This is a genomic window from Rhodocyclaceae bacterium (assembly GCA_020248265.1).
Classification (GTDB): domain Bacteria; phylum Pseudomonadota; class Gammaproteobacteria; order Burkholderiales; family CAIKXV01; genus CAIKXV01.
The window spans coordinates 130,029-152,010 of sequence record JADCHX010000012.1 but is presented as its reverse complement, the minus strand read 5'-3'; the positions used below and the strand labels follow the sequence as shown (position 1 = coordinate 152,010).

General features: G+C 67.8%; 19 protein-coding genes and 1 pseudogene. 19 read left to right on the top strand and 1 reads right to left on the bottom strand.

Features of this window, described 5'->3' with window-relative positions; translation table 11 throughout:
- Window positions 1-21 precede the first annotated feature (21 nt).
- Window positions 22-1,110, top strand: coding sequence for a folate-binding protein YgfZ (locus tag ING98_13935; GenBank protein MCA3102965.1), 1,089 nt, complete (start codon window positions 22-24; stop codon window positions 1,108-1,110).
- A 12-nt stretch (window positions 1,111-1,122) separates the two neighbouring features.
- Window positions 1,123-1,905: an NRDE family protein gene (locus tag ING98_13930; protein MCA3102964.1), complete on the top strand. Its 783-nt coding sequence runs from the start codon at window positions 1,123-1,125 to the stop codon at window positions 1,903-1,905.
- A gap of 45 nt (window positions 1,906-1,950) precedes the next feature.
- Here the strand turns inward: ING98_13930 and ING98_13925 are convergent, their stop codons facing one another.
- Window positions 1,951-2,409: a GNAT family N-acetyltransferase gene (locus ING98_13925; GenBank protein MCA3102963.1), complete on the bottom strand. Its 459-nt coding sequence runs from the start codon at window positions 2,407-2,409 to the stop codon at window positions 1,951-1,953.
- A 189-nt stretch (window positions 2,410-2,598) separates the two neighbouring features.
- Here ING98_13925 and ING98_13920 point away from each other — a divergent pair, with 189 nt between their 5' ends.
- The 17 genes and pseudogenes from ING98_13920 to ING98_13840 all read left to right on the top strand — a co-directional run bounded on the left by ING98_13920 (window position 2,599) and on the right by ING98_13840 (window position 21,902).
- On the top strand, window positions 2,599-3,582 hold the full coding sequence (locus ING98_13920; GenBank protein ID MCA3102962.1) for a tripartite tricarboxylate transporter substrate binding protein: 984 nt from the start codon (window positions 2,599-2,601) through the stop codon (window positions 3,580-3,582).
- A gap of 97 nt (window positions 3,583-3,679) precedes the next feature.
- Window positions 3,680-4,585, top strand: coding sequence for an SDR family NAD(P)-dependent oxidoreductase (locus ING98_13915; GenBank protein ID MCA3102961.1), 906 nt, complete (start codon window positions 3,680-3,682; stop codon window positions 4,583-4,585).
- A gap of 13 nt (window positions 4,586-4,598) precedes the next feature.
- Entirely contained in the window at window positions 4,599-5,459 is an 861-nt protein-coding gene (locus ING98_13910) for a MaoC family dehydratase N-terminal domain-containing protein (GenBank protein MCA3102960.1), read from the top strand.
- A gap of 29 nt (window positions 5,460-5,488) precedes the next feature.
- Window positions 5,489-7,804, top strand: a pseudogene (locus ING98_13905) (acyl-CoA dehydrogenase).
- Between the two features lies 1 nt (window position 7,805).
- Complete coding sequence (locus ING98_13900; GenBank protein MCA3102959.1) at window positions 7,806-9,458, top strand: AMP-binding protein; 1,653 nt, start codon at window positions 7,806-7,808, stop codon at window positions 9,456-9,458.
- 35 nt (window positions 9,459-9,493) lie between these two features.
- The gene (locus ING98_13895) at window positions 9,494-10,264 is read left to right on the top strand and encodes an enoyl-CoA hydratase/isomerase family protein (protein MCA3102958.1); all 771 of its coding nucleotides are present in this window, start codon (window positions 9,494-9,496) and stop codon (window positions 10,262-10,264) included.
- A 3-nt stretch (window positions 10,265-10,267) separates the two neighbouring features.
- Entirely contained in the window at window positions 10,268-11,008 is a 741-nt protein-coding gene (locus ING98_13890; GenBank protein MCA3102957.1) for an enoyl-CoA hydratase/isomerase family protein, read from the top strand.
- A 23-nt stretch (window positions 11,009-11,031) separates the two neighbouring features.
- Window positions 11,032-12,033 (top strand): tripartite tricarboxylate transporter substrate binding protein, encoded by a 1,002-nt coding sequence (locus ING98_13885; GenBank protein ID MCA3102956.1) that lies wholly within the window; start codon window positions 11,032-11,034, stop codon window positions 12,031-12,033.
- 1 nt (window position 12,034) lies between these two features.
- Window positions 12,035-14,143 (top strand): acetate--CoA ligase family protein, encoded by a 2,109-nt coding sequence (locus ING98_13880; GenBank protein MCA3102955.1) that lies wholly within the window; start codon window positions 12,035-12,037, stop codon window positions 14,141-14,143.
- Between the two features lie 58 nt (window positions 14,144-14,201).
- A complete protein-coding gene (locus ING98_13875) occupies window positions 14,202-14,585 on the top strand; it encodes an OB-fold domain-containing protein (GenBank protein MCA3102954.1) in 384 nt (127 codons plus the stop codon).
- Entirely contained in the window at window positions 14,585-15,742 is a 1,158-nt protein-coding gene (locus ING98_13870; GenBank protein MCA3102953.1) for a thiolase, read from the top strand. Before ING98_13875 ends, ING98_13870 begins: the two co-directional genes overlap by 1 nt.
- A gap of 4 nt (window positions 15,743-15,746) precedes the next feature.
- On the top strand, window positions 15,747-16,343 hold the full coding sequence (locus ING98_13865) for a hypothetical protein (protein ID MCA3102952.1): 597 nt from the start codon (window positions 15,747-15,749) through the stop codon (window positions 16,341-16,343).
- A 68-nt stretch (window positions 16,344-16,411) separates the two neighbouring features.
- Window positions 16,412-18,097 carry an amidase gene (locus ING98_13860; protein ID MCA3102951.1) on the top strand — a complete coding sequence of 562 codons (1,686 nt, stop codon included), beginning with the start codon at window positions 16,412-16,414 and terminating at the stop codon, window positions 18,095-18,097.
- 75 nt (window positions 18,098-18,172) lie between these two features.
- Window positions 18,173-19,162: a Gfo/Idh/MocA family oxidoreductase gene (locus ING98_13855; protein ID MCA3102950.1), complete on the top strand. Its 990-nt coding sequence runs from the start codon at window positions 18,173-18,175 to the stop codon at window positions 19,160-19,162.
- On the top strand, window positions 19,159-20,172 hold the full coding sequence (locus ING98_13850; protein ID MCA3102949.1) for a succinylglutamate desuccinylase/aspartoacylase family protein: 1,014 nt from the start codon (window positions 19,159-19,161) through the stop codon (window positions 20,170-20,172). The genes ING98_13855 and ING98_13850 overlap by 4 nt, the downstream gene beginning before the upstream one ends.
- Window positions 20,173-20,211: 39 nt before the next feature.
- On the top strand, window positions 20,212-21,468 hold the full coding sequence (locus ING98_13845) for an aconitase X catalytic domain-containing protein (protein ID MCA3102948.1): 1,257 nt from the start codon (window positions 20,212-20,214) through the stop codon (window positions 21,466-21,468).
- Window positions 21,465-21,902, top strand: coding sequence for a DUF126 domain-containing protein (locus tag ING98_13840; protein MCA3102947.1), 438 nt, complete (start codon window positions 21,465-21,467; stop codon window positions 21,900-21,902). The genes ING98_13845 and ING98_13840 overlap by 4 nt, the downstream gene beginning before the upstream one ends.
- Window positions 21,903-21,982 lie beyond the last annotated feature (80 nt).

The following is a 21,982-nucleotide window of genomic DNA, read 5'->3' as shown; positions in this document are numbered from 1 at the left end:
GAATGACCACCGGAATGACGAATGACGACCATGAATGGCGCCTTGAATAGCGACTGGCAGGTCTTCCTGCGCGCTCGGGGTGCCCGGGCAGGCGCTGAATCCGCCGACGTCGAGACCTTCGGTGATCCCGCCGCCGAGCGTTTGGCCGCCAGCGAAGGTGCCGTGCTGTGCGATCTCTCGCATCTCGGGGTGATCGGCTTTGCCGGAAGCGATGCACAGGTGTTCCTGCAAGGGCAGCTGACCTGCGATGTGCGCGAAGCATCCACGCGGGCCAGCCGCCCCGGGGCGCTGTGCACGCCGAAAGGCCGTGCGCTGGCGACCTTCAGGCTTTGGCAGGACGCCGACGGCTACTGCATGCAGCTGCCTGTCGGCCAGCTCGAACCGATTCGCAAGCGGCTGTCGATGTATGTGCTCCGATCGAAGGTATCCGTGTCCGACCGCAGCGGCCAGAGCGTGCGTATCGGTGTGGCCGGGCCTCAGGCGGGCGCGCGCCTGGCCGCCGCGCTGGGCGCCGCGCCAGAGGCGCTGCCGACTGCTGGCGCGATCGTGCAGGCCCACGGCATGCAGTGGCTCTCCCTGGACGGCGGTCGCTTCGAACTTGTGGTGCAGCCCGACGCCGCAGCCGACCTCTGGACGACGCTGGCGGCGACGATCACGCCCGCCGGTGAACCGGCCTGGCGTTGGGCGGCGATCCACGCCGGTGAAGCAACGCTGCACGAGGCAACGCGCGAGCAGTTCGTGCCGCAGATGATCGACCTCGACCTGACCGGCGGCATCGGCTTCAGCAAGGGTTGCTACACCGGGCAGGAGATCGTGGCCCGAACGCAGTACCTCGGCCGATTGAAGCAGCGCCTGTACCGGGCACACATCGCCGGGGCGGAACCTCTTCCCGCACCGGGCACGGCTTTGTGCAGCGCCGACCTCGAAGGCCAGGCGACGGGCATTGTGGTCGAGTCGGCATGGGCGCCGGCCGGCGGCATCGACCTGCTCGCCGTGGTGCGCACCGAAAGCGCCGCGGTCCACCCGCTGCATCTGTCCGCCATCGACGGGCCGCTGTTGCAGTCGCTTGTCCCCGTCCATCCAGAAGCGGTCTCCGATGGTGCTCGCTGAGGTCCAGCCAGCGTGTGCCTGATCCTGTTCGCGGTCGATGCGCATCCCGACTACCGCCTGCTCGTCGCGGCCAATCGCGATGAACATTTCGCGCGTCCGTCCGCGCCGGCCGCTTACTGGACGGATACGCCGCATGTACTTGCCGGTCGCGACCTTGACCGCGGCGGTACCTGGTTCGGCGTCGGCCTCGACGGTCGCTTCGCGGCGGTGACGAACTACCGCGGGGCGCCGCCGGTTCCCGGCGGGCCTTCGCGTGGTGCGCTCGCCGCCGACTACCTGCAGGGCGACCTGCCCCCGCCGGCGTTCATCGAGGGCCTGGCGCGACGCGCCGGCGACTACCAGGGATTCAGCGTGCTGCTCGGCGACGCGACCTCCCTGTTCTACTACTCGAACCGGCTCGAGGGAGGCGGTGCGGGTGGCATGCCGATCGAGGCCGGGGTGCATGGACTGAGCAACCACCTGCTCGACACCCCGTGGCTGAAGGTGGTGCGGGGCCGACGGGCGCTGGAAGAGGCACTTTCGCTCGATCCTTCCGCTCGAGAGGCGGCGCTCATCGCGGCGCTTTCGGACCGTCGGCCGCCGGAGGATCGCGACCTGCCCGCGCAGGGGGCGCCGCTCTCGTTCGAGCGCGCGCTGGCCGCGCCATTCATCCACGCGCCCGAGCGCGATTACGGCACGCGCTGTTCGACGCTGCTGTCGGTCGCTCGCAGCGGCCAGGTGGAGTTCATCGAGCACACCTGGGACCGACACGCAAAGCCTTCGGGCCGCGTGCGCCATCGCTTCACGATCGGCTGACTGTGCTTGCCGGCACGCTGCCGCACGCAGCGTGAGCCTGCCGCGTCAGCGGTCGCTTCGGTGGTCCTGCAGCGCAAGCTGCATCGCGCGATGCGCGATGCCGGCGTCGTCGAACACGTCTCCGCAGGCCTGAAAGCCCTCGCGCGCGTAGAAGCCGAGCGCCTGCACCTGTGCATTGAGCCGCACCACGGCAAACCCGGATGCCGCGGCCTGCACGAGCATGGCCCGTAGCAGCGCGCGGCCGACGCCGCGGCCGCGCCACGGCGCGAGTACCGCCATGCGCCCGATGTGACCGTCGGGGAGCAGCCGTACGCACCCGATCGGCCGGCCATGCGTATCCTCGGCCAGCAGGTGCCGGCAGCCCTCGTCGAGACCGTCCCATTCGAGTTCGACGGGAACGTCCTGTTCGACGACGAACACCGTTTCGCGGACGGTCCGCAGCGCGGCAAAGTCCTCGGCCCAGCTGGCCGCGCGTACCTTGAATGCCGTGCCTGTGCTTTTCATCTCGCGATGATAGCGGCGTCCACGGCCCATAGGCGTTTGTCACCGTCAGCCCCCCAGCGTAAACTCCGGCCGGGCGTCAGAACACTACAAGCTTCGGCCGCATCGGCGGCGGGCCCGCCCGTGCGACGAACGAAGTCGCAGACACAGACAGCGCGGGAGAGAAGATCGCGCGCAGTTCGGAGGATCGTGATGCGTAACCCTGTCGCGGCATGCGGTGCCGCCCTCGCGCTGGCCTATTGCGCCAGTCTTCCGCCCGCTGCGGTTGCGCAGCCGGCATGGCCGGTCAAGCCGATGCGGATCGTGATTCCGTTCCCGCCGGGGGGGCCGACCGACATCATCGGACGAGCGGCGGCGCGCAAGCTCGAGGAGGCCTACGGCCACGCCGCAGTCATCGAGAATCGTGGCGGCGCTGGCGGCACCATCGGCGCCGAGTTCGTCGCCCGCTCCCCGGCCGACGGCTACACGATGCTGGTCGGCTCGCTGTCGACGCATGGTATCGCGCAGTCGCTGTACCCGAAGCTCGGCTACGATGTCCTCAAGGACTTCCACCATGTCACGCTGCTGGCGATGGTCGACAACTTCCTCGTCGTGCATCCCGCCGTGCCCGCGAAGAACGTGAAGGACTTGATTGCGCTCGCCCGCAGGAGTCCCGGCCGGATGAACTACGGCTCGGTCGGCATCGGTGGCGCATCGCACCTGATGGCGGAAATGGTCAACAGCATGGCTGGCATCCGCACCGTCCACGTTCCCTACAAGGGCGCGGCACCGGCCACGGCGGCACTGCTCGGCGGCGAGATCGATTTCCTGCTCAGCGGTATCCCCGCGCTGCTGCCGCACGTGAGGGCTGGCCGGGTGCGTGCCCTTGCGACCACCCTCGAGAAGCGGTCGCGGCTTGCCCCCGACGTTCCGACGATGGTCGAGTCCGGCCTGCCGGGCTACGTGGTGAGCACCTGGTACGTGCTGTCGGCGCCAGCGGGAACGCCGCGCGAGATCGTGAACCGGGCGAACAGCGTGGTCGTGAAGGGACTGAAGGCGCCCGACACGGTCGAGAGCTTCAACCAGATGGGTGCCGAGGCGATGGGTACGACGCCCGAGCAGACGGTCGAGTTCCTGCGCGGCGAACTCGCTCGATGGGCGAAGGTGGTACGAGACTCCGGCGCAAGGCCCGAGTAGCGACTTCGGCGCGCCCCTGGTGGCGCGGGGTCAACTCACATGGGCGGCTGATCGTGCCGCCGTGCCGTATCGAATACACGGGAGAAGCGCGATGGGAATGATGGATGGCAAGGTCGTGGTGGTCACCGGGGCCGGTCGCGGCGTCGGTCGCGGCGTGGCGCTGCTGATGGCTGCCGAGGGCGCGCAGGTGGTGGTGAACGACATCGGCGCGGCGCTCGACGGCTCGGGTGGCGAGCAGACGCCGGCGCAGGAGGTGGTCGACGAGATCGAGGCCGCTGGCGGCGAGGCGATCGCCAGCTACGACAGCGTGTCCGACTGGAACAGCGCCGAGAAGATCATCCAGTGCGCGCTCGATTCGTTCGGCCGCATCGATGCAGTGGTGAACAACGCCGGCATCCTGCGTGACGTCATCTTCCACAAGATGACCGAATCCGACTTCGACGCCGTGGTGAACGTGATGCTGAAGGGCTCGTTCAACGTGTCGCGCCACGCCGCCAACCATTTCCGCAAGCAGGAAGCGGGCGCCTTCGTGCACATGACCTCCACCGCGGGCCTTATCGGCGCAGTCGGCCAGGCCAACTATGCAGCGGCGAAACTGGGCATCGTCGGGCTGTCGAACAGCATCGCGCGCGACATGGAGAAGTACCGGGTGCGCTCGAACTGCCTGGCGCCCTCGGGCTGGACGCGGATGATCGCCTCGATTCCAACCGACAACCCGGCGCAGCAGAAACGCGTCGCGCAGCGCATGACGGTGAAGGCGGAGATGAACGCCCCGCTGACGGTCTTCCTCTGCAGCGACGCTGCGGCCGAAGTCAGCGGCCAGGTGTTTTCGGTGCGCAAGAACGAACTCTTCCTGTTCAGCCAGCACCGACCCGTGCGCGGCGTCCACCGCAGCGAAGGCTGGACGCCGGCTACCATCGCCGAACATGCACTGCCCAGCTTCCGGCCCAGCCTCACGCCGCTCGAACGGACGGTGAACGTGTTCCCGTACGACGCGATCTGACAGGCGCACTGCCATGACCATCCACTACGAAACCCTCAAGAACTGGCAGATCCCGGACCTTCCTTTCGAACTGTCTAAGAAAGACACCATCCTGTACGCGCTGGGGCTCGGCGTCGGCGCGGATCCGATGGACCTCCACCAGTTGCGCTTCGTCTACGAGCAGGGGCTGCAGGCGCTGCCGATGATGTCGGTCGTGCTGTGCCAGCCGATGGGCTGGGCGGGCGACCCGCGTACCGGCGTCGACCGAACGAAGGTCGTCCATGGCGAACAGGGCTTCCGGCTGCATCGGCCGCTGCCGGCCGAGGCCAGCCTGCGCGGCGAGACGCGCGTGGTCGATGTCATCGACAAGGGTGAAGGCAAGGGCGCGCTGATCCTCACCGAGACGCGCATCCTCGATGCGAAGACCGGCGAGTGCATCGCCACTACCGATTCGACCAGCTTCGCTCGGGCCAACGGTGGCTTCGGCGGCCCGTCGGCGTCGCCGAAGGTGCCGCGTACCCTGCCCGCGCGCGCGCCTGACCTGACTGACGACTGGCCGGTCATCCCCCAGCTCGCCCTCATCTATCGCCTGTCGGGCGACTACAACCCGCTGCATGCCGATCCGGCGTTTGCCGCGAAGGCTGGCTTCAGCCAGCCCATCCTGCATGGCCGGGCCACTTTCGGCATCGCCGGCATCGCCCTGCTGCGGCAGCTCTGCGGCTGGAACCCGGAGCGGCTCACCGCGATGGAGGCGCGCTTCTCCGCACCGGTGTATCCGGGCGATACCATCCGCACCGAGATCTGGCGTGAGGGTGGCGAGGTCTTCTTTCGCTGCACGGTGCCAGCGCGCAATGCGGTCGTCCTCAGCAACGGCTGGGCCGAGGTTTCGGGATGACCGATGGCGGCGCGGCCGACCAGCGGCGGATGCTGGCCGACAGCGTGACGGACTACTGTCGCCGATCCGATCCGTTGCGCAGGGCGCGTGCGCTGCGCGATACCGATCCCGGATTCGACCGTTCAGCATGGCAGGCGATGGCAAGCCTCGGCTGGACCGGTCTCGTCGTACCAGAAGCGTACGGCGGGCTGGGGCTGTCGGTGGCCGAACATGCGATCCTGGCCAGGGGCACGGCGGCCGCGCTGATGCCCGAGCCGCTGACCGCAGCGATGATCGCCACGCGTGCGATCGCCAACTGCGGCCAGGGTGCGCTGAAGGCATCCCTGCTGTCGAGCATCGCCTCGGGTGAGATCATCCCTGCCCTTGCCTGGCAGGAAGCGGCCGGGGACCTCGATCCGACTAACCTCGCCACGACCGCCTCGCCGCAGCCGGCGTCCGCTGGTGGGCACCGGGCGATGCTGCAAGGTGCCAAGCGCTTCGTCGTCGGTGCAGCCGGTGCAGACGGCTACGTGGTGTCGGTGCGCGAGTGCGCGCAGACGGCGCTCTACTGGGTTCCGGCGACAATGACTGGCATCCGCTGCGTCGCGCACCGACTCGCCGATGGCCGTCCCGTGCTCGACCTGCGTTTCGACGGTGTCGAACTGCCGGCCGATCATCGGCTCGCGATGGGGGCGGGCGCCATGCGCGCGGTCGCCGCAGCCGTCGACGACGGCAACCTCGCGCTCGCAGCCGAACTGCTGGGTCTGTCGCGACGCTTGCTGGACGTGACGCTGGACTACCTGCGCACCCGCACGCAGTTCGGGCGCCCGATCGGCGCATTCCAGGCGTTGCAGCACCGAGCGGTCGATCTTTACATCCACCAGCGTATCGGCGATGCCGCGCTCGACCACGCGCTGCACACGGCCACAGGGCTGGACGACGGGCCGCTGCGCAGCGCGGCCGCCAGTCGCGCCAAGGCGCGTGCCTGCGAGACCGCGCACCGGATCACGCGCGAGGCCGTCCAGATGCATGGTGCAATCGGTTTTACCGACGACTGCGATGTCGGCCTGTACGTGAAGCGCGCGCTGGTACTTTCAGCCTGGCTCGGCAATGCGCGGCTTCACCGCACCCGCTATGCCGCGTTGGTGCCGCTGGATGCCGCCGCAGCCTGAGGACGCCTGATGATCGACCCGCGAAACGGTACCGCCGGCGATGCGCCCCTTGAATGGGATGCACTTGCCGATGAGGTCTTCCGCACGGAGGTGCGTACCTGGCTGCAGGCGAACTGCCCTGAGCATGTGCGCTTCCCCGCCGGCCGCATGCACTGGCACGAGTGCCGGGACTGGTGGGACATGCTCTACCGCAAGGGCTGGATCGCCCCGTCGTGGCCGACCGCGCTCGGCGGCATGGGACTGTCGCCGTTCAAGCAGATCATCATGGTCGAGGAACTCGAGCGGCATGGTTGCGGCCGCATGCCCGATCAGGGCATCACCCAGGTCGGGCCGATCCTCATCCGCTACGGCACGCCGGACCAGAAGGAATGGTTCCTGCCGCGAACGTTGTCCGGCGAGGCGATCTGGTGCCAGGGCTATTCCGAACCGAACGCCGGATCCGACCTCGCCAGCCTGCAGACCGCGGCGGTGGAGGATGGCGGCGACTACGTGATCGACGGCAGCAAGATCTGGACGACGCTCGCGATGGACGCCACGCACATGTACGTGCTTGCGCGGACCGACCGCAGCGGGAAGAAGCAGGAAGGCATCAGCTTCCTGCTTCTGGACATGAAGTCACCCGGCATCACCGTGCGGCCGATCCGCAACATCGCCGGCGACGAGGAGTTCTGCCAGGTGTTCTTCGACGGCGTACGCACGCCGAAGGCCAACCTGGTCGGCGTACCCGGCCAGGGCTGGGCGATCGCGAAGTCGCTGCTTGGTTTCGAGCGGCTCGGGATCGGCAGTCCGCGGCGCCCGCAACTTGCATTCGCACGCCTGGAAAAACTGGCGCGGGCGCGCGGGCTGTTCGCCGATCCGTTGTTCATGGATCGGTTCACCGCGCTGCGCCTCGACATCGTCGACCTGTCGGCCACCTACGAGGTGTTCGTCGAACAGGTACGCCGCGGTGAAGCGCTCGGCCCCGACGTCTCCCTGCTGAAGATCTGGGCGACCGAGACGATGCAGCGGTGCTCGGAACTGATGCTGGAAGCGGGCGACGAGTACGGCGCGCTCGGTGGCGACACCGATGTCGACGGCACGCCGATGAACATGCTCGCCCCGTTCTACAGTTCACGCCCGGGCACCATCTACGGCGGCTCGAACGAGATCCAGCGCAACATCCTGGCCAAGGCCGTGCTCGGCCTGCCGCAATAGCATGGATACCGCGACCATCCTCGGCAACGTGGTGCAGGTGCCAGAACCGGCGTCCGGCCGCTGGACGCCCGCGACCTTCGAGCAGGCCCTCGACGCGGCCGCCGCGCGCTGGCCGGCGCAGGAGGCGCTGGTGATCGACGGTGTGCGCTGGACCTTCGAGCGGCTGCGGCAGGAGGCACGCCGTGTCGCATGCGCACTGGTCGCGCACGGTGTACGTCCCGGCGACCATGTCGGCGTCTGCACCGGCAACCGGGTGGAATGGGTCGCCTTCTTCCTCGGGGCGGCGCTCGCCGGGGCGGTGACCGTCCCGGTCAATACCCGATTCAAGTCGGACGAACTGCGCTACTGCCTGTCCCAGGCAGACGTGACCGTGCTTGCGGTGGCCGACCGTTTCCTGAAGGTCGACTTCATCGAGATGCTGCGCGGGATCGAGCCGGCGATCGATGGGGCGCTTCCAGGCACTGCCCTGCCGCGATTGCGCCATGTCGCGGTACTCGGCGCGGACGTGCCTGGCGGCGCCCGCCGATGGGATTCCTTCCTCGCCGCAGGCGACGGCCAGCCAGTGCCGACCGGCCGCGCCGCGCCCGATGACGTGGTGCTGATCCAGTACACCTCGGGCAGCACCTCGTTTCCGAAGGGTGTGCAGTTGAGCCACGACAACATGCTGCGCAATGCCGACGCGATCGCGCGCCGGATCGGCCTGGGGCCCTGCGAGCGTTACTTCAGCGCGCGGCCGTTCTTCCACGTGGCCGGCACCACGCTGTCGATCCTGGCCGCGCTGTCGCAAGGCGCGTGCCTCGTATCCACCCCGGTGTTCGACGCAGGCACCTCGCTCGATGCCATCGAGGCCGAGCGCTGCACCTTCCTGTCCGGCAACGACCCGATGTTCCAGATGATGCTGAGCCACCCGTCGCTCGCGGTGCGGCAGCTTGCGCTGCGCGGCGGCTGGGGATCGTGCACCCCGCAGATGATGCAGGCGGCCGAAGAGACCCTCGGCATGACGATCTGCCACGCCTACGGATTGTCCGAAGCCTCGCCGAACGTCTGCATGTCCGACTGGCGTGACCCGCCCGAGAAACGATGGAACAGCTACGCGCTGCCGTTGCCGGGTCTTTCGGTACGCATGGTCGACCCTGAATCGGGCCAGGCGATGCCGCCGGGCGCAACCGGAGAGATCCAGGTGCGCGGCTGGAGCCTGATGAAGGGCTACTACGGGATGCCAGAGCAGTCGGCGCAGACCCTCACGGCCGACGGCTGGCTGCGCACCGGCGACCTCGGGACCTTCGACGACCAGGGCCGCATGCATTTCATCGGCCGGATCAAGGAGGTGTTCCGCGTCGGTGGCGAGAACGTCGCTCCGGCCGAGGTGGAAGACCTGCTGCTGCGGCATCCGGCGGTGGCGCAGGCGCAGGTCGTCGGGGTACCCGACGCCCGCCTTGGCGAGGTGGGTGCCGCGTATGTGGTACTCAGGGAAGGTGCCTCGCTGGAGCCGGCTGCGCTGATCGAATGGACGCGCCCGCGCATCGCGGGCTTCAAGGTACCGCGCTACGCGAAGATCGTCGACGGCTTCGAGGCGATCGGCATGACGGCCAGCGTCAAGGTGCAGAAGAACCGACTGCGCGAGCACGCGCTGCGCGATTTCGGGCTGGCCTGATCGTCGGGCGCAGCGCGGACACGAAAGGAACGATGATGACGGTACGGATGGAACAATCGGATGGCATCGCCACGCTCACCCTCGACCGCCCCGACAAGCTCAATGCGATGTCCGACGAGATGTACGACCTGTTGCACGATTACGCGCACCAGCTGTCGGCGGATCCGGCGGTGCGCGCGATCATCCTGACCGGCAGCGGCAAGGGCTTCTGCTCGGGAGGCGATATCGGCAACATGGCAAAGACCGATCTCACCGGCTCGCGCGCGCGCTCGAAGTCGCGCCATCGCACCTTCCTCGCGCTGGCGGCAATCGAGAAGCCAGTGATCGCCGCGGTGCATGGCCCGGTCTACGGCATCGGCACCAGCCTCATGTTCGCCTGCGACCTGATCCTGGCCGCGCAGAGTACGACACTGGCGCTGTCGTTCAAGCGCGTCGGCGTGGTGCCCGACGGCGGCGCCATCTTCTTTCTCTCACAGTACCTCGGCATCGCCAAGGCGAAGGAACTGGTCTACACCGGGCGCAAGGTCGGCGCCGACGAACTCGCCGCGCTGAACATCGCGATGAAGGTGGTGCCAGACGTCGCGCTTCAGGCCGAGGCCCGGGCGCTGGCGGCCGAGATGGCCGCATCGGCCACTTGGATGCTCGGGCTCACCAAGAAGATGTTCCAGTTCATGTACACGCCGACCCTGGAACAGCTGCTCGACTACGAGGCGCTGATGCAGACGCACGTACGTCTGTCCGAGGACCACAAGGAAGGCGTGGCGGCGTTCAAGGAAAAACGCGCGCCGCGCTTCCAGGGACGCTGAACGATGGCCACGGACGTACTGCTCGTCGAGACCCGGGGCGCGGTCCGGCTGCTCACGCTGAACCGCCCCGACAAGCTCAACGCGATGAACACGGTAATGATCGAAGCACTGATCGCCGCGTTGCAGTCGGCCGATACGGACGCGGCGATCGGTGCGATCGTCCTGGCCGGTGCCGGGCGCGCGTTCTCGGCCGGCGCCGACATGGCGGAGTTCAGGGATGTCCCGCCCGCGGAACGTCTGGGCGTAGAACGACGCAGCGCCCTCACCGCCTCGCTTCAGCTGCTGCTGCCCGGCCTTGCAAAGCCGGTGGTCGCCGCCACCCGGGGACACGTGCTCGGCGGTGGCTGCGCGCTCGCCCTTGCCTGCGATATGGTGGTGGCTGCCCGCAGCTCCCGCTTCGGCTATCCCGAGGTCAGGCGGGGCATCCTGGCCGCTTCGGTGACGCCGAACCTCGCGCGTCAGGTGGGCACCAAGGCAGCGTTCGAACTGCTCGCCACCGGACGGTCGATCGAGCCTGCACGTGCGTTCGAACTCGGCTTGATCAACGACGTGGTGGAAGACGGTGCAGAAGTGGACGCGGCGTTGGCGCTCGCGGCCGAACTGGCGGCGCTTCCCGGGCCTGCCCTGCAGGCGACCAAGCGCCTTTTCTATCGCGCGCTCGACGCCGAGTTCGCGCGGGCGATGCAGCTCGCGCACGAGACCCACGCCGAATTGCATGCTGCAGCCCGGCGACCTGCCGACTGAACGTTTCGCAGAGGATCCACCGAATGAACCCGACATCGAAGACGCTTCCGTTCATCGCTGCGCTTGGCGCGGCATCCCTGCTGGCGATGCCCATGGCGCTGGCCCAGGCACCCCGGGGAGGCGGTGACGAATGGCCCTCGCGGCCGGTTCGCTTCATCGTGCCGTTCGCACCGGGTGCAGCGAACGACCTCATCGCGCGTGCGGTCGGTTCGAAGCTGGCGGATATCTGGGGCCAGAGCGTGCTGGTCGACAACCGGCCGGGCGGTGGTACGGTGATCGGCAGCGACCTGGTCGCGCGCTCCCCGGCCGACGGCTACACGCTGCTGCAGATCGGCCTGGCGCATGCCGTCAATCCGAGCGTGATCGCGAAGCTTCCCTACGATTCGCTGCGCGACTTCACGATGGTCGCGCAGACTGGCGAGTCGCCGTTCGTGCTCGTCTCGAATGTCTCGCTGCCGGTCAAGAACGTGCGCGACCTCGTGGCCATGGCCAAGGCCAGACCGGGCACGCTCGCCTACGGGTCCACCGGCTCTGGCGGTACCTCGCACCTGATGGGCGAACTCCTCAAGAGCATGGCCGGCATCGACGTGATCCACGTGCCCTACAAGGGATTGTCGCCGGCACTGACCGAGGTGATCGGCGGCCAGATCCAGTACAGCTTCGGCAGCTGGTCGACCGTGGGGCCGTTCGTGAAGGCAGGCAAGCTGCGCGCCCTCGCCGTGACCAGCGCCAAGCGTAGCCCGGTCACGCCCGACCTGCCGACGATCGCCGAAGAAGGGTTCAAAGGCTACGATGCGACGCCGTGGTGGGGTATCGCCGGCCCGGGTGGCATCCCACGTCCGCTGCTCGCCCGCATCAACACCGGTGTGCGCACCGCGATGGCATCGTCCGAGATGAAGGAGCGCTTTGCCATCCAGGGCATCGAGATCGCCACCGGGACCCCGGAGGCATTCCTGGCGCTGGTGAAGTCGGAAATCGATCGCTGGGCGAAGATCGTCAAGACGGCTGGCATCAAGGCGGACTGACATGACGGCGGATTTCTCCCGGCTGATCGAGCCCCGCGGCGTCGCGGTGATCGGCGCCACCGAGGACGCGCGCAAGATCGGCGGCCAGCCGATGCGGTTCCTGACCGAATTCGGTTACGAAGGCGCCGTCTATCCGGTGAATCCGCGCTACCAGACGGTGCGCGGGCTGCGCTGTTATGCGAGCGCGGCCGAGTTGCCCCAGCCATGCGACATCGGCCTGATCGCGGTGCCGGGCGCTTCGGTGCCGCAGGCGATCCGCGACCTCGGTCGCGCAGGCGTGCCCCACGCAATCGTGCTGTCTGCGGGCTTTCGCGAACTCGGCGAACGTGGCATGGGCCTCCAGCGTGAGCTCGACAGCGCCCTGGCCGACACGGGTATCCGGATCATCGGCCCGAACTGCCAGGGCGTGATGAACCTCCGCATGCGCGCCTACCTGGGCTTCGGCCACTCGTTCGCCAATCCGGCGCTGAAGGCGGGGCCGGTCTCGATGGTCACGCAGAGCGGCGGCTTCGGCTATTCGGTGGTCTCCGCCGCGCAGCGCGAGGGCATCGGCTTCAGCTACGTGTTCTCGACCGGCAACGAGGCCAACATCAGCTCGCTCGAGATGATGGCCTGCCTGATCGAGCGCCCGGAGGTCGAGGTGCTGGTCACCTACATGGAAGGACTGACCGATGGGCGTGCACTGCTCGCGCTGGGCGAACGCGCGCTGCAGCTGGGCAAGCCGATCCTCGTCTGGAAGGTCGGCAACACCGTCGCCGGCCGGCGTGCCGTGGCCTCGCACACCGCCAACCTGACCGCGAGCGCCGAGCTGTACCGCACGGCGTTCGAGCGTGGCGGCTTCGTGCAGATCCGTGACATCGACGATCTCATCGACACGCTGCATGTCTTCCTCGGTGGCCGCCTGCCCAAGGGCAAGGGCGTGACCATCCTGACCACCTCCGGTGGGGCCGGCGTGCTGATGGCGGACCGCTGCGAGGAGGCCGGGCTGGAACTGCCACTGCCCGGGCAGGCATCGATCGATGCGATACGGCCGGTAGCGCCCGACTTCGCGTCGCTCGGGAACCCGGTCGACGTGACCGCGCATTTCTCGGCGGCCTGGAAGGAATACAACCAGATCATCCGCACGCTGCTCGCCGACCCGTCTGTCGACATGCTGATCCCGCGCTCGATCGGCGGTGCCAATGCCGAGCCCTGGTGCGCCGAACTGCTCGAGATATTGAAGGGCACCGACAAGCCGGTGATCATCAGCCAGAACGAACCGCCCGAGCGCATTCAGTCGATGATCGCGATGCTGCGGGCGGCGCGCGTACCGCTTATCTCGACGCCGGCGCGCTGCGCAGTCGCGGCCGGGGCGCTGTCGAGCTTCGCCGCGCGCCGCAGGGCTCACGCCCTGCGCCCCGTGCCGGCACCGCGCTGCGTCGCGCCGGTGCGGCTCGACCTGCCTGCCGCGGGCGGCACGCTCGGCGAGCATCGTTCCAAGGCCATCCTGGCCGCGTACGGCATCCCGGTCACGCACGAGGTCCTGCTGTCGCCGGCCGAGATCGGCCGGTTGTCGGCGCTGCCGTTCGACGCGCCGTGGGCCGTGAAGATCGAGTCGCCGGACATCCCGCACAAGACCGAAGCCGGCTGCGTGCGTCTGGGCGTCGCCGGCCTGCTGGGACTGAAGGCGGCCGCGCGGGAAGTCGAGGACAACGCTCGGCGGCATAACCCGGGGGCACGGATCGACGGCATCCTGGTGACCGAGATGGCGCGCGGCACCGAAGTGATCGTCGGTGCGGTGGTCGATCCCGTGTTCGGGCCGGTGGTGATGTTCGGGCTCGGCGGCATCGCGACGGAACTGCTGCGCGATGTCACCCACGAGTTCGCGCCGTTCGACACCGTGACGGCACGTGCGATGATCGGTCGCATCCGGTCCGCGCCGCTGCTGACCGGCTATCGCGGTCGTCCGCCACTGGATGTGGACGCGCTCGCCGACGTGCTGTCGCGGGTATCGTGGCTGGTGGCTGACCATGCGGGCCGGATCGCGGAGATCGACCTGAACCCGCTGTTCCTCGGCGAACGCGGCATCGTCGCCGCCGATGCGCTGGTGGCACTCAAGCCGGCGACATGAGCGCCGACCTGTCGCGCATGCAAGAACCCTTCATCGAACAGAGAGGACCCACCGGACCATGGACCTGAAGCAGCAATCCCCGCTCGGCAAGTTCATCGAGCACCTGAAGGCGGGCGAGTTCGCCTACCAGTACAGCGCCGCCGACGGCAAGGCGTTCTTCTACCCGCGCGTGGTCGCGCCGGTCAGCGGCAGTGCGCTCGAATGGAAAGTCTCGAAGGGTCTGGGCACCGTGTATTCGACCACGTGGATCCCCGTGAAGGACGGTCAGCCGTACAACGTCGCGCTGATCGACATGGACGAGGGCTTCCGCCTGATGAGCCGGGTCGAGGACATCGGCGCGAAGGACGTGAAGATCGGCATGCGGGTGAAATTCCGCGCGCATGCGGGCGACAAGCCGGAAGACCCACCCTACCCCGTGTTCACCGCCGTGGAGGGCGCATGATGCAGAACCTGTTGAAGCGAGGCAGTGCCGCGATCGTCGGCGTGGCGGAATCCGACCTGGGCCTGGTGGCGCCCCATACCAGCCCGATCGACCTGATGGCACAGGGCGTCATGCGCGCGCTCGACGACTGCGGGCTGCAACTGTCCGACGTCGATGCGCTGTTCGCCGCCACTTCGCAGGCCCGGTTCTCGACGATGATGCTGAAGGAATACCTCGGCCTGAACCCGACCTGGAACGACAATACGCAGATCGGTGGCTCATCCTTCGAAGCCCATGTCGCCCACGCTTGGGCAGCCATCCAGCTCGGCCAGTGCGAAGTCGCGGTGATCACCTACGGCAGCACCCAGCGTTCCGTATCGCGAGCGGCGGCCAGCCCGCGCGAGTACAACTACTACGAGGCGCCGTTCAAGCCGTTCATGCCGCCGACCGCATATGCGATGGCCGCGGCGCGCCACATGCACCAGTACGGCACCACGCGCGAGCAGCTCGCCGAGGTCGCCGTGGCTGCCCGCCAGTGGGCGCTGATGAATCCGGCCGCCTGGGAAAAGGAGCCGCTGACCGTCGAGCAGGTCCTGGCCTCGCGCATGGTCAGCCATCCGCTGTCGGTGCGCGACTGCTGCCTGGTGACCGATGGGGGCGGCGCGATCGTGATGACCTCCGGTGAGCGTGCGAAGACGCTGAAGAAGAAGCCGGTATACCCGATCGGCTATGGCGAGGGCATCTCGCACAACAGCATCGCCAACATGGCCGATCTCACAGTCACCGGCGCCGCGGTGTCCGGGCCGCGCGCGTATGCGATGGCCGGGCTCGGTCCGAAGGACATCGACGTGGTCGAACTGTACGACGCGTTCACGATCACGCCGATCCTGTTCCTCGAGGATCTCGGGTTCTGCCCGAAGGGCGAAGGCGGACGTTTCGTGTCGGGCGGACGCATCGCGCCGGGTGGCGAGCTGCCGGTCGATACCAACGGCGGCGGGCTGTCCTACTGCCATCCCGGCATGTACGGCCTTTTCATCCTGATCGAGGCGGTGCGCCAGTTGCGCGGCGAGTGCGGCGCGCGCCAGGTGAAGGGCGCCGAGACGGCGATCGTGCATGGCAACGGCGGCGTGCTGTCGAGCCAGATCACCTGCATCCTGGGTGGCCCATCGACGGTCTGACGCGATGTTGAGCGGCCTGCGCGCTCGGTGTGCGGCGGGTGCGCTGCTGGCGGCGGCATTCGTGCCGCTGCCCGCCGGCTCTCCGGCAGCCTTGGCGGCCGGATTCGGCGTGGAGCGGGCCTCCAGTGCGCAAGGGCTCGACCGCACCATTCGCAAGATCAGTCTGTCGCACCATGTGATGCGGATCCGCGGCCTGGCCGCGATCTGCGTGCAATCCAGACGCGTGCTGTCGATGAACGTACGCTACGCCGACCTCGACGGCGACAATGCCGAGGAGGCCGTGGTGGAGGCCACCACCTGTCAATCCACGGACGGCACGGCCGACCTGATCGGCGTCTACAAGTACCAGCATCCCGACAGCGTGCGGGAACTGCCCACCGAGCATGCGGTGCGCTCGAACGACCCGGTGTTCAACGGCATGACCGGACCGCTGCGGCTGGAACTGATCAACGGTCGCCTGGTGCGCTGGTTTGCCGTGGCGGGGGCACCCTGCCCGTCCGGGAAGGTACGCAACAACGGGCGTCGCTCGCTCGTCTACCGTTGGGCAGGCGAGCGTTTCGTGGTTGAGCGGGTCGACGAGACGCCGCCGGGAAGCTGCTGAGGCGAGCGCGCCAGCAGCCATTGCCCGGACGCGGGATAATCCGCCTTTCCGATCCGCTCGAGGTGCGCATGTCCTCAGTTCCCACCGTGCCCAGTCAGGCCCTGTCCTCCCTGCATCGGCTGTCGATCGCCGAAGTCTCGTCGTTGATTCAGGCGAAGCGGCTGTCCGCGGTGGAATACACCCAGACCCTGGTGCAGCGCATCGATACCCTCGAGCCACAGATCAATGCGTTCATCACACCCACCTCCACGCTGGCGCTCGAGCAGGCCCGTGCCGCCGATGCCGATATCGCCGCCGGGCGCTGGAAGGGTCCGCTGCACGGCGTGCCCTTCGCGCTGAAGGACATCTACGACACTGCCGGCATCCTCACCTCTGGCCATTCGCGCGTGTGCATCGATCGCATCCCCGCCCAGGACTCGACCACGACGCGCAAGCTCTATGAAGCGGGCGCGACGCTGCTGGGGAAACTGGCCACGCATGAGTTCGCGCATGGCGGGCCGTCGTTCGACCTGCCCTGGCCGCCAGCGCGCAATCCGTGGAATACCGCGTGCTTCACCGGCGGCTCGAGCAGCGGGTCCGGGGCGGCCCTGGCTGCCGGCTTCGTGCCGGCAGCGCTCGGTTCGGACACCGGTGGCTCGATTCGCGGCCCTGCTTCGTGGTGCGGCGTATCCGGCCTGATGCCCACGTTCGGCCTGGTGTCGCGCGCCGGGGTGATTCCGAACTCGTTCTCGTTCGACCATTGCGGTCCGATGGCACGCTCGGTCGAGGATTGCGCCATCCTGCTGCAGGCGATCGCAGGGTTCGATCCGGCCGACAGCGGCTCCGTGCGCTGCAGTATCCCGGACTACCGGGCGGCACTGACCTCCGACCTCAAGGGCGTGCGCATCGGCGTGCTGCGCCACTACTGGGAAGAAGACCAGCCGGCACCGGCCGACGTGGTGGCGGCGCTGGACGATGCCATCGGCGTGCTGCGCGGCCTGGGCGCGATCGTCGAGGACGCACGGGTTCGTCCGCTGAAGGAATCGTTCGACATCAAGGTGATCATCGCCGAGACCGAGATCTTCACCATCCACCTCAAGGCGCTGCAGGAGCGGCCAGGCGACTTCGGCTGGGACTTCCTTCAGCGTGCGCTGCCGGCCTGCCTTTTCTCGGCCAGCGACTACTTCCGGGCCACGCGCGAGCACCGGCGCACGGTGTCGCAGATGGCCGAGGTGTTCGACCGCTACGATGTGCTGCTCACCGTCGGCCAGGGCGCGGCGCCGCGCCTGGACCACCACGATCCGCTCAACTTCTGGAAGAAGCCGAACCTGTTCACGCCATCGAACGTCGCCGCCGGTCCTGCGCTCGTGGTGTGCAGCGGCTTCTCGGCCAGCGGCCTGCCGCTGGGCATGCAGGTGATCGGCCGCCCGTTCGATGAATCCACCGTGCTGCGCGTGGGTCATGCATTCCAGCTGGCGACCGACTTCCATCGGCGCGAACCGACGCTCGTGCCGGGCGCAGCACAGCCGACGCTGGCGGCGATCCCGGTGCCGACCGATGCCCCGGACACCGATGCGAAGACGCGCGCGCTGTGCGACACAATGGCCGAGCGGGCCGGGCTGCGGTTGAACGATTCGCAGCGCATCCTGCTCTACCGTGCTGCCCCGTTCGCGCTCGAGATGGTCGCTCGTCTGAAGGGCGACCACGGCTTCGAGGAGTCCCCAGCCAACGTCTTCCAGTTCCCCGACCCCATCCTTTCGCGCGCGCGCCGTTGACAAGCCACGTCCGCGCGACACGTCTCCGCCATCCCGGGCGCGCCTGCGCCCGCCCCGCCTGAAGGAAACACGCAAATGATACGAGCCGCCATCATCGGCCTCGGCCGCTGGGGCCAGAACATGGTCACCTGCGCCAGCGGCAGCACCCGGATCCGGTTCGTCGCCGGCGCGACGCGCACCCCAGCCAAGGCACAGGCCTTCGCGGACGAGCACGGCTTCGCGCTGCATGGCGACCTCGATGCCGTGCTGAACGATCCGAACGTCGACGCGGTGGTGATCACCACGCCGCACAAGAGCCATGTCGACGTGATCACCCGTGCCGCGAAGGCCGGCAAGCATGTGTTCGTCGAGAAGCCGTTCACGCTGAACAAGAAGGACGCGCTGGTCGCGATCGAGGCCTGCAAGGCGGGCGGGGTCACGCTGTCGCTGGGCTTCAACTGGCGCTTCCAGCCGGCGATGCTCGAGATCCGGCGCATGTTCCAGGACGGCACGCTCGGCCAGCTGCTGCACATCGAAGGCAACTTCAACGGGCCCAGCGTGTTCCGCTATGCGCCCGACCATTGGCGTCCCGATCGCACCGAGAGCCCCGGCGGCGGCCTCACCGGCCGCGGCGTCCACAACATGGACGCGATGATCTTCCTGGCTGGCCCGATCGAGCAGGTCTACGCGCAGAGCTTCCGCCAGGTGCTCGACCGTGGCGTCGACGACACCACCTCGGTGCTCTACCGCTTCCGCAGCGGCGTCACTGCCTACCTGGGCATGGTGCTGGCCAGTGCCGAATGCTGGCGCATGCAGTTCTTCGGCACCAAGGGCATGGTCGAGGTCGGCGCGATCGAGCACCTGCCGACCTGGGACATGACGCTGCAGATGATCGACCAGCCACGCGAGGTCCGCAAGTTCACCGCCGAGCGCACCGAGAAGCTGGAACTGGAGGCGTTCGCCCGTGCGATCGAGGCTGGCCAGCCCTACGTGATGCCGGTCGAGGACATCGTGGCCGGCGTGTGCGGCCTCGAGGCCATCCTGAAGTCGATAGAGTCCGACCTGCCGGTGAAGGTGGAACAATGAGCGCTGCACCGTCGCCCGCCTGGGCAAGCGAACCCGAAGGCCGCAGTTTCCGGCGCCTGCCCGTGACCACCATGCTCAACGGTGCCGAGCTCACCGTGCCGTTGCACGTGGTGACCGGGGCGAAGGCCGGCCCGACGCTGGGCATCATCACCAACCAGCACGGCGACGAGTTCTTGCCGACGATGGTGATCCGGCAGTGGCTGGCGGGCTTCGATACCTCGAAGCTCTGCGGCCGTATCGTGGTGGTGTCGGTGGCCAACCCTCTGGCCACGGCCGCCTGCCAGCGGCTTACGCCCGAGCCGCATGGCCGCACGGACCTGCACGAGGCATTCCCCGGCAACGCCCGCGGCAACACGACGCAGATGATCGCTGCGGTCATTACCGAGCAGGTGCTCGACCACATCGACTTCCACTGCGATTTCCACGCTGGCGGAACCGGCGGAAGGCTACAGGGGCGGGTCGACTACAACGGCAAGGCACCGGCCGAGGTGAAGCAGCGCTGCTTCGAGATGGCACGCGCGTTCGGCCAGCCGTTCGTGCACGAGAATGACCTGAGCGGCACCTCCGCGCACTACGTGACCACGAAGCGCGGTATCCCCAGTTGCAACCCGGAGGTCGGTGGCACCTTCCTCGGACCGGACAGCACCGCCACCTACACAAAACAGTCGATGGACGGGCTCAACCGCCTGGCGGCGCATCTGGGACTGTTCGACGCACCCGTGCCGCCGGTGAAGCAGATCCACTTCGACCTGGTGGCGCGGCGCGAACTGCGCCCGCACAACAGCGGCTACCTGGAGTCGCTGTTCGAGCGGCCGGAGGAGATCGGGCGGCCGATCGCGGCAGGGACGCTGCTCGGTCGGGTGATCGACCTCTACAGCTATGCGGTGCTGGAAGAGATCAAGGCACCGTTCGACGGCTTCCTGTTCTTCTCGCGCTACAGCGGCACGGTGAGCGCCGGCACCCAGGCGTTCGCGTTGGCCGAGGCGGCCAAGAGTCAGCAGCTGTCCTGACCGCTCGCACTCTGCGCGCGGCACCATGGGGGGTAAGCCATGCAACTGAACGACGAAGAGCAGGCGATGCAGCGCGGCGAGCGCGGCGTGGCGGTCAAGGAGGCGATCGACTTCCAGGTCGCGGTCGGTACGTTCTTCGGCGCGAAGCGCTTCGTGCCGATCAGCAACGCCCACATGATGGGCGACATCGAGGTAATGGGAGACGCCGGTCTGTCGCGCCTGAAGCAGATGGCCGAGGCCGGCACCCACTGCGCGGTGGGCATCACCACCAATGCGCGCTGCGTGGACTTCGGCCATGTGAAGCAACTCGGGCAGGTAGAGGACGAAGTCGAGAAGGAGCGGCAGATCATCGCGCACCTGCGGCAGATGAACGTGATCACCGCCGACACCTGCATCAACTATCAGACGCTTTACCAGCCGCACCTGGGCGAGCACGTGGCCTGGGGCGACACCGGAACGGTGATCTACGCCAACTCGGTGTTCGGTGCGCGCACCAATTTCGAGGGCGGTCCGTCCGCACTGGCCAGCGCGATCACCGGCCGCACCCCCGAGTACGGCTTCCACCTCGATGCGGTCCGGCGCGGCAACTTCACGGTCGAGCTCGACGTCGATCCGACAGACCACGCTGACTGGGGCGCGATCGGGCGGCTCGTCGGCGAGCCGCATCAGAGCTATTACGCGGTACCGGTTTTCTCCGGGCCGGGCGGTACGCCGCTGCGCCGAGCCCCGACCGCGGACGAGCTCAAGCACCTGGGTGCGTCGCTTGCCAGCTATGGCTCGCATGCGATGTTCCACATGGTCGGGGTAACGCCGGAAGCACCCTCGGTCGAGGCCGCGCTCGGGGGAAACATGCCGACAGACCGCATGCGCATCACCCGCGCGGACATCGATCGGGTCTACGCCGGATACGATGTGAAGGACGGCCGCTGCAACCTGGTGGTGTTCTCCGCGCCGCAACTGTCGTTGTTCGAACTCAAGCGCATCTCGGAACTGCTGGACGGAAAGAAGGTCGCTCCGGGTTCGAAGCTCTTCGTGACGACCAGCAACGCAATGAAGCGCAGTGCCTCCGAACTGGGCTACATCGAACGGATCGAGGCTGCGGGCGGTATCGTGCTGGAAGGCGTCTGCTTCTACATCCTGCAGGACCTGACCCCGATGAAACAGCGCATGGGCTGGAGCAGCCTGGTGACCAACTCTGCAAAACTGGTGAACACGATCACCGCGCACCGTTTCAACACGATCCTGCGCCGCACCGAGGACTGCATCGAGACCGCCCTGACCGGAGCCGTGAAATGACTGCAAGCGTGAAGCCGGTGCTGCTGACCATCGCCGTCGACCGTGCGGCCGGGCCAGTCGTCGAAGGCGAGGCGGTGATCTCGACCGAGGGCTTCAGCCCGCGCTACGACCTGGACCGCTGGACCGGGGTGATCTCGAAGCCCGGCCACAAGCTCGAAGGCGTCAGCATCCGGGACAAGGTCCTGTTCTTTCCGACCGCCAAGGGTGGCATTGCTGCCGGATGGGCGTTTCATGACATCAAGGGCAAGGGTATCGCGCCGAAGGCGTTCGTCTTCGGCGTGACGAACCCGGTCATGGTGCAGGGCGCGATCTTTGCCGACATCGCGATCACCGAGGGCTGGTCGCCGGATCCGCTGGCGGTGATCCGCACCGGAGACCGGGTGCGCGTGGATCCCGCGCGGCGGGTGATCGAACTGCTGGAGCGGGCACCCTGACCTGCCTGCCGGCGCGGGACGATCAGATCTCGTGACAGCAACTGTCAGGAAACGGGGCGGCGGGTACAATCTCGCGATAT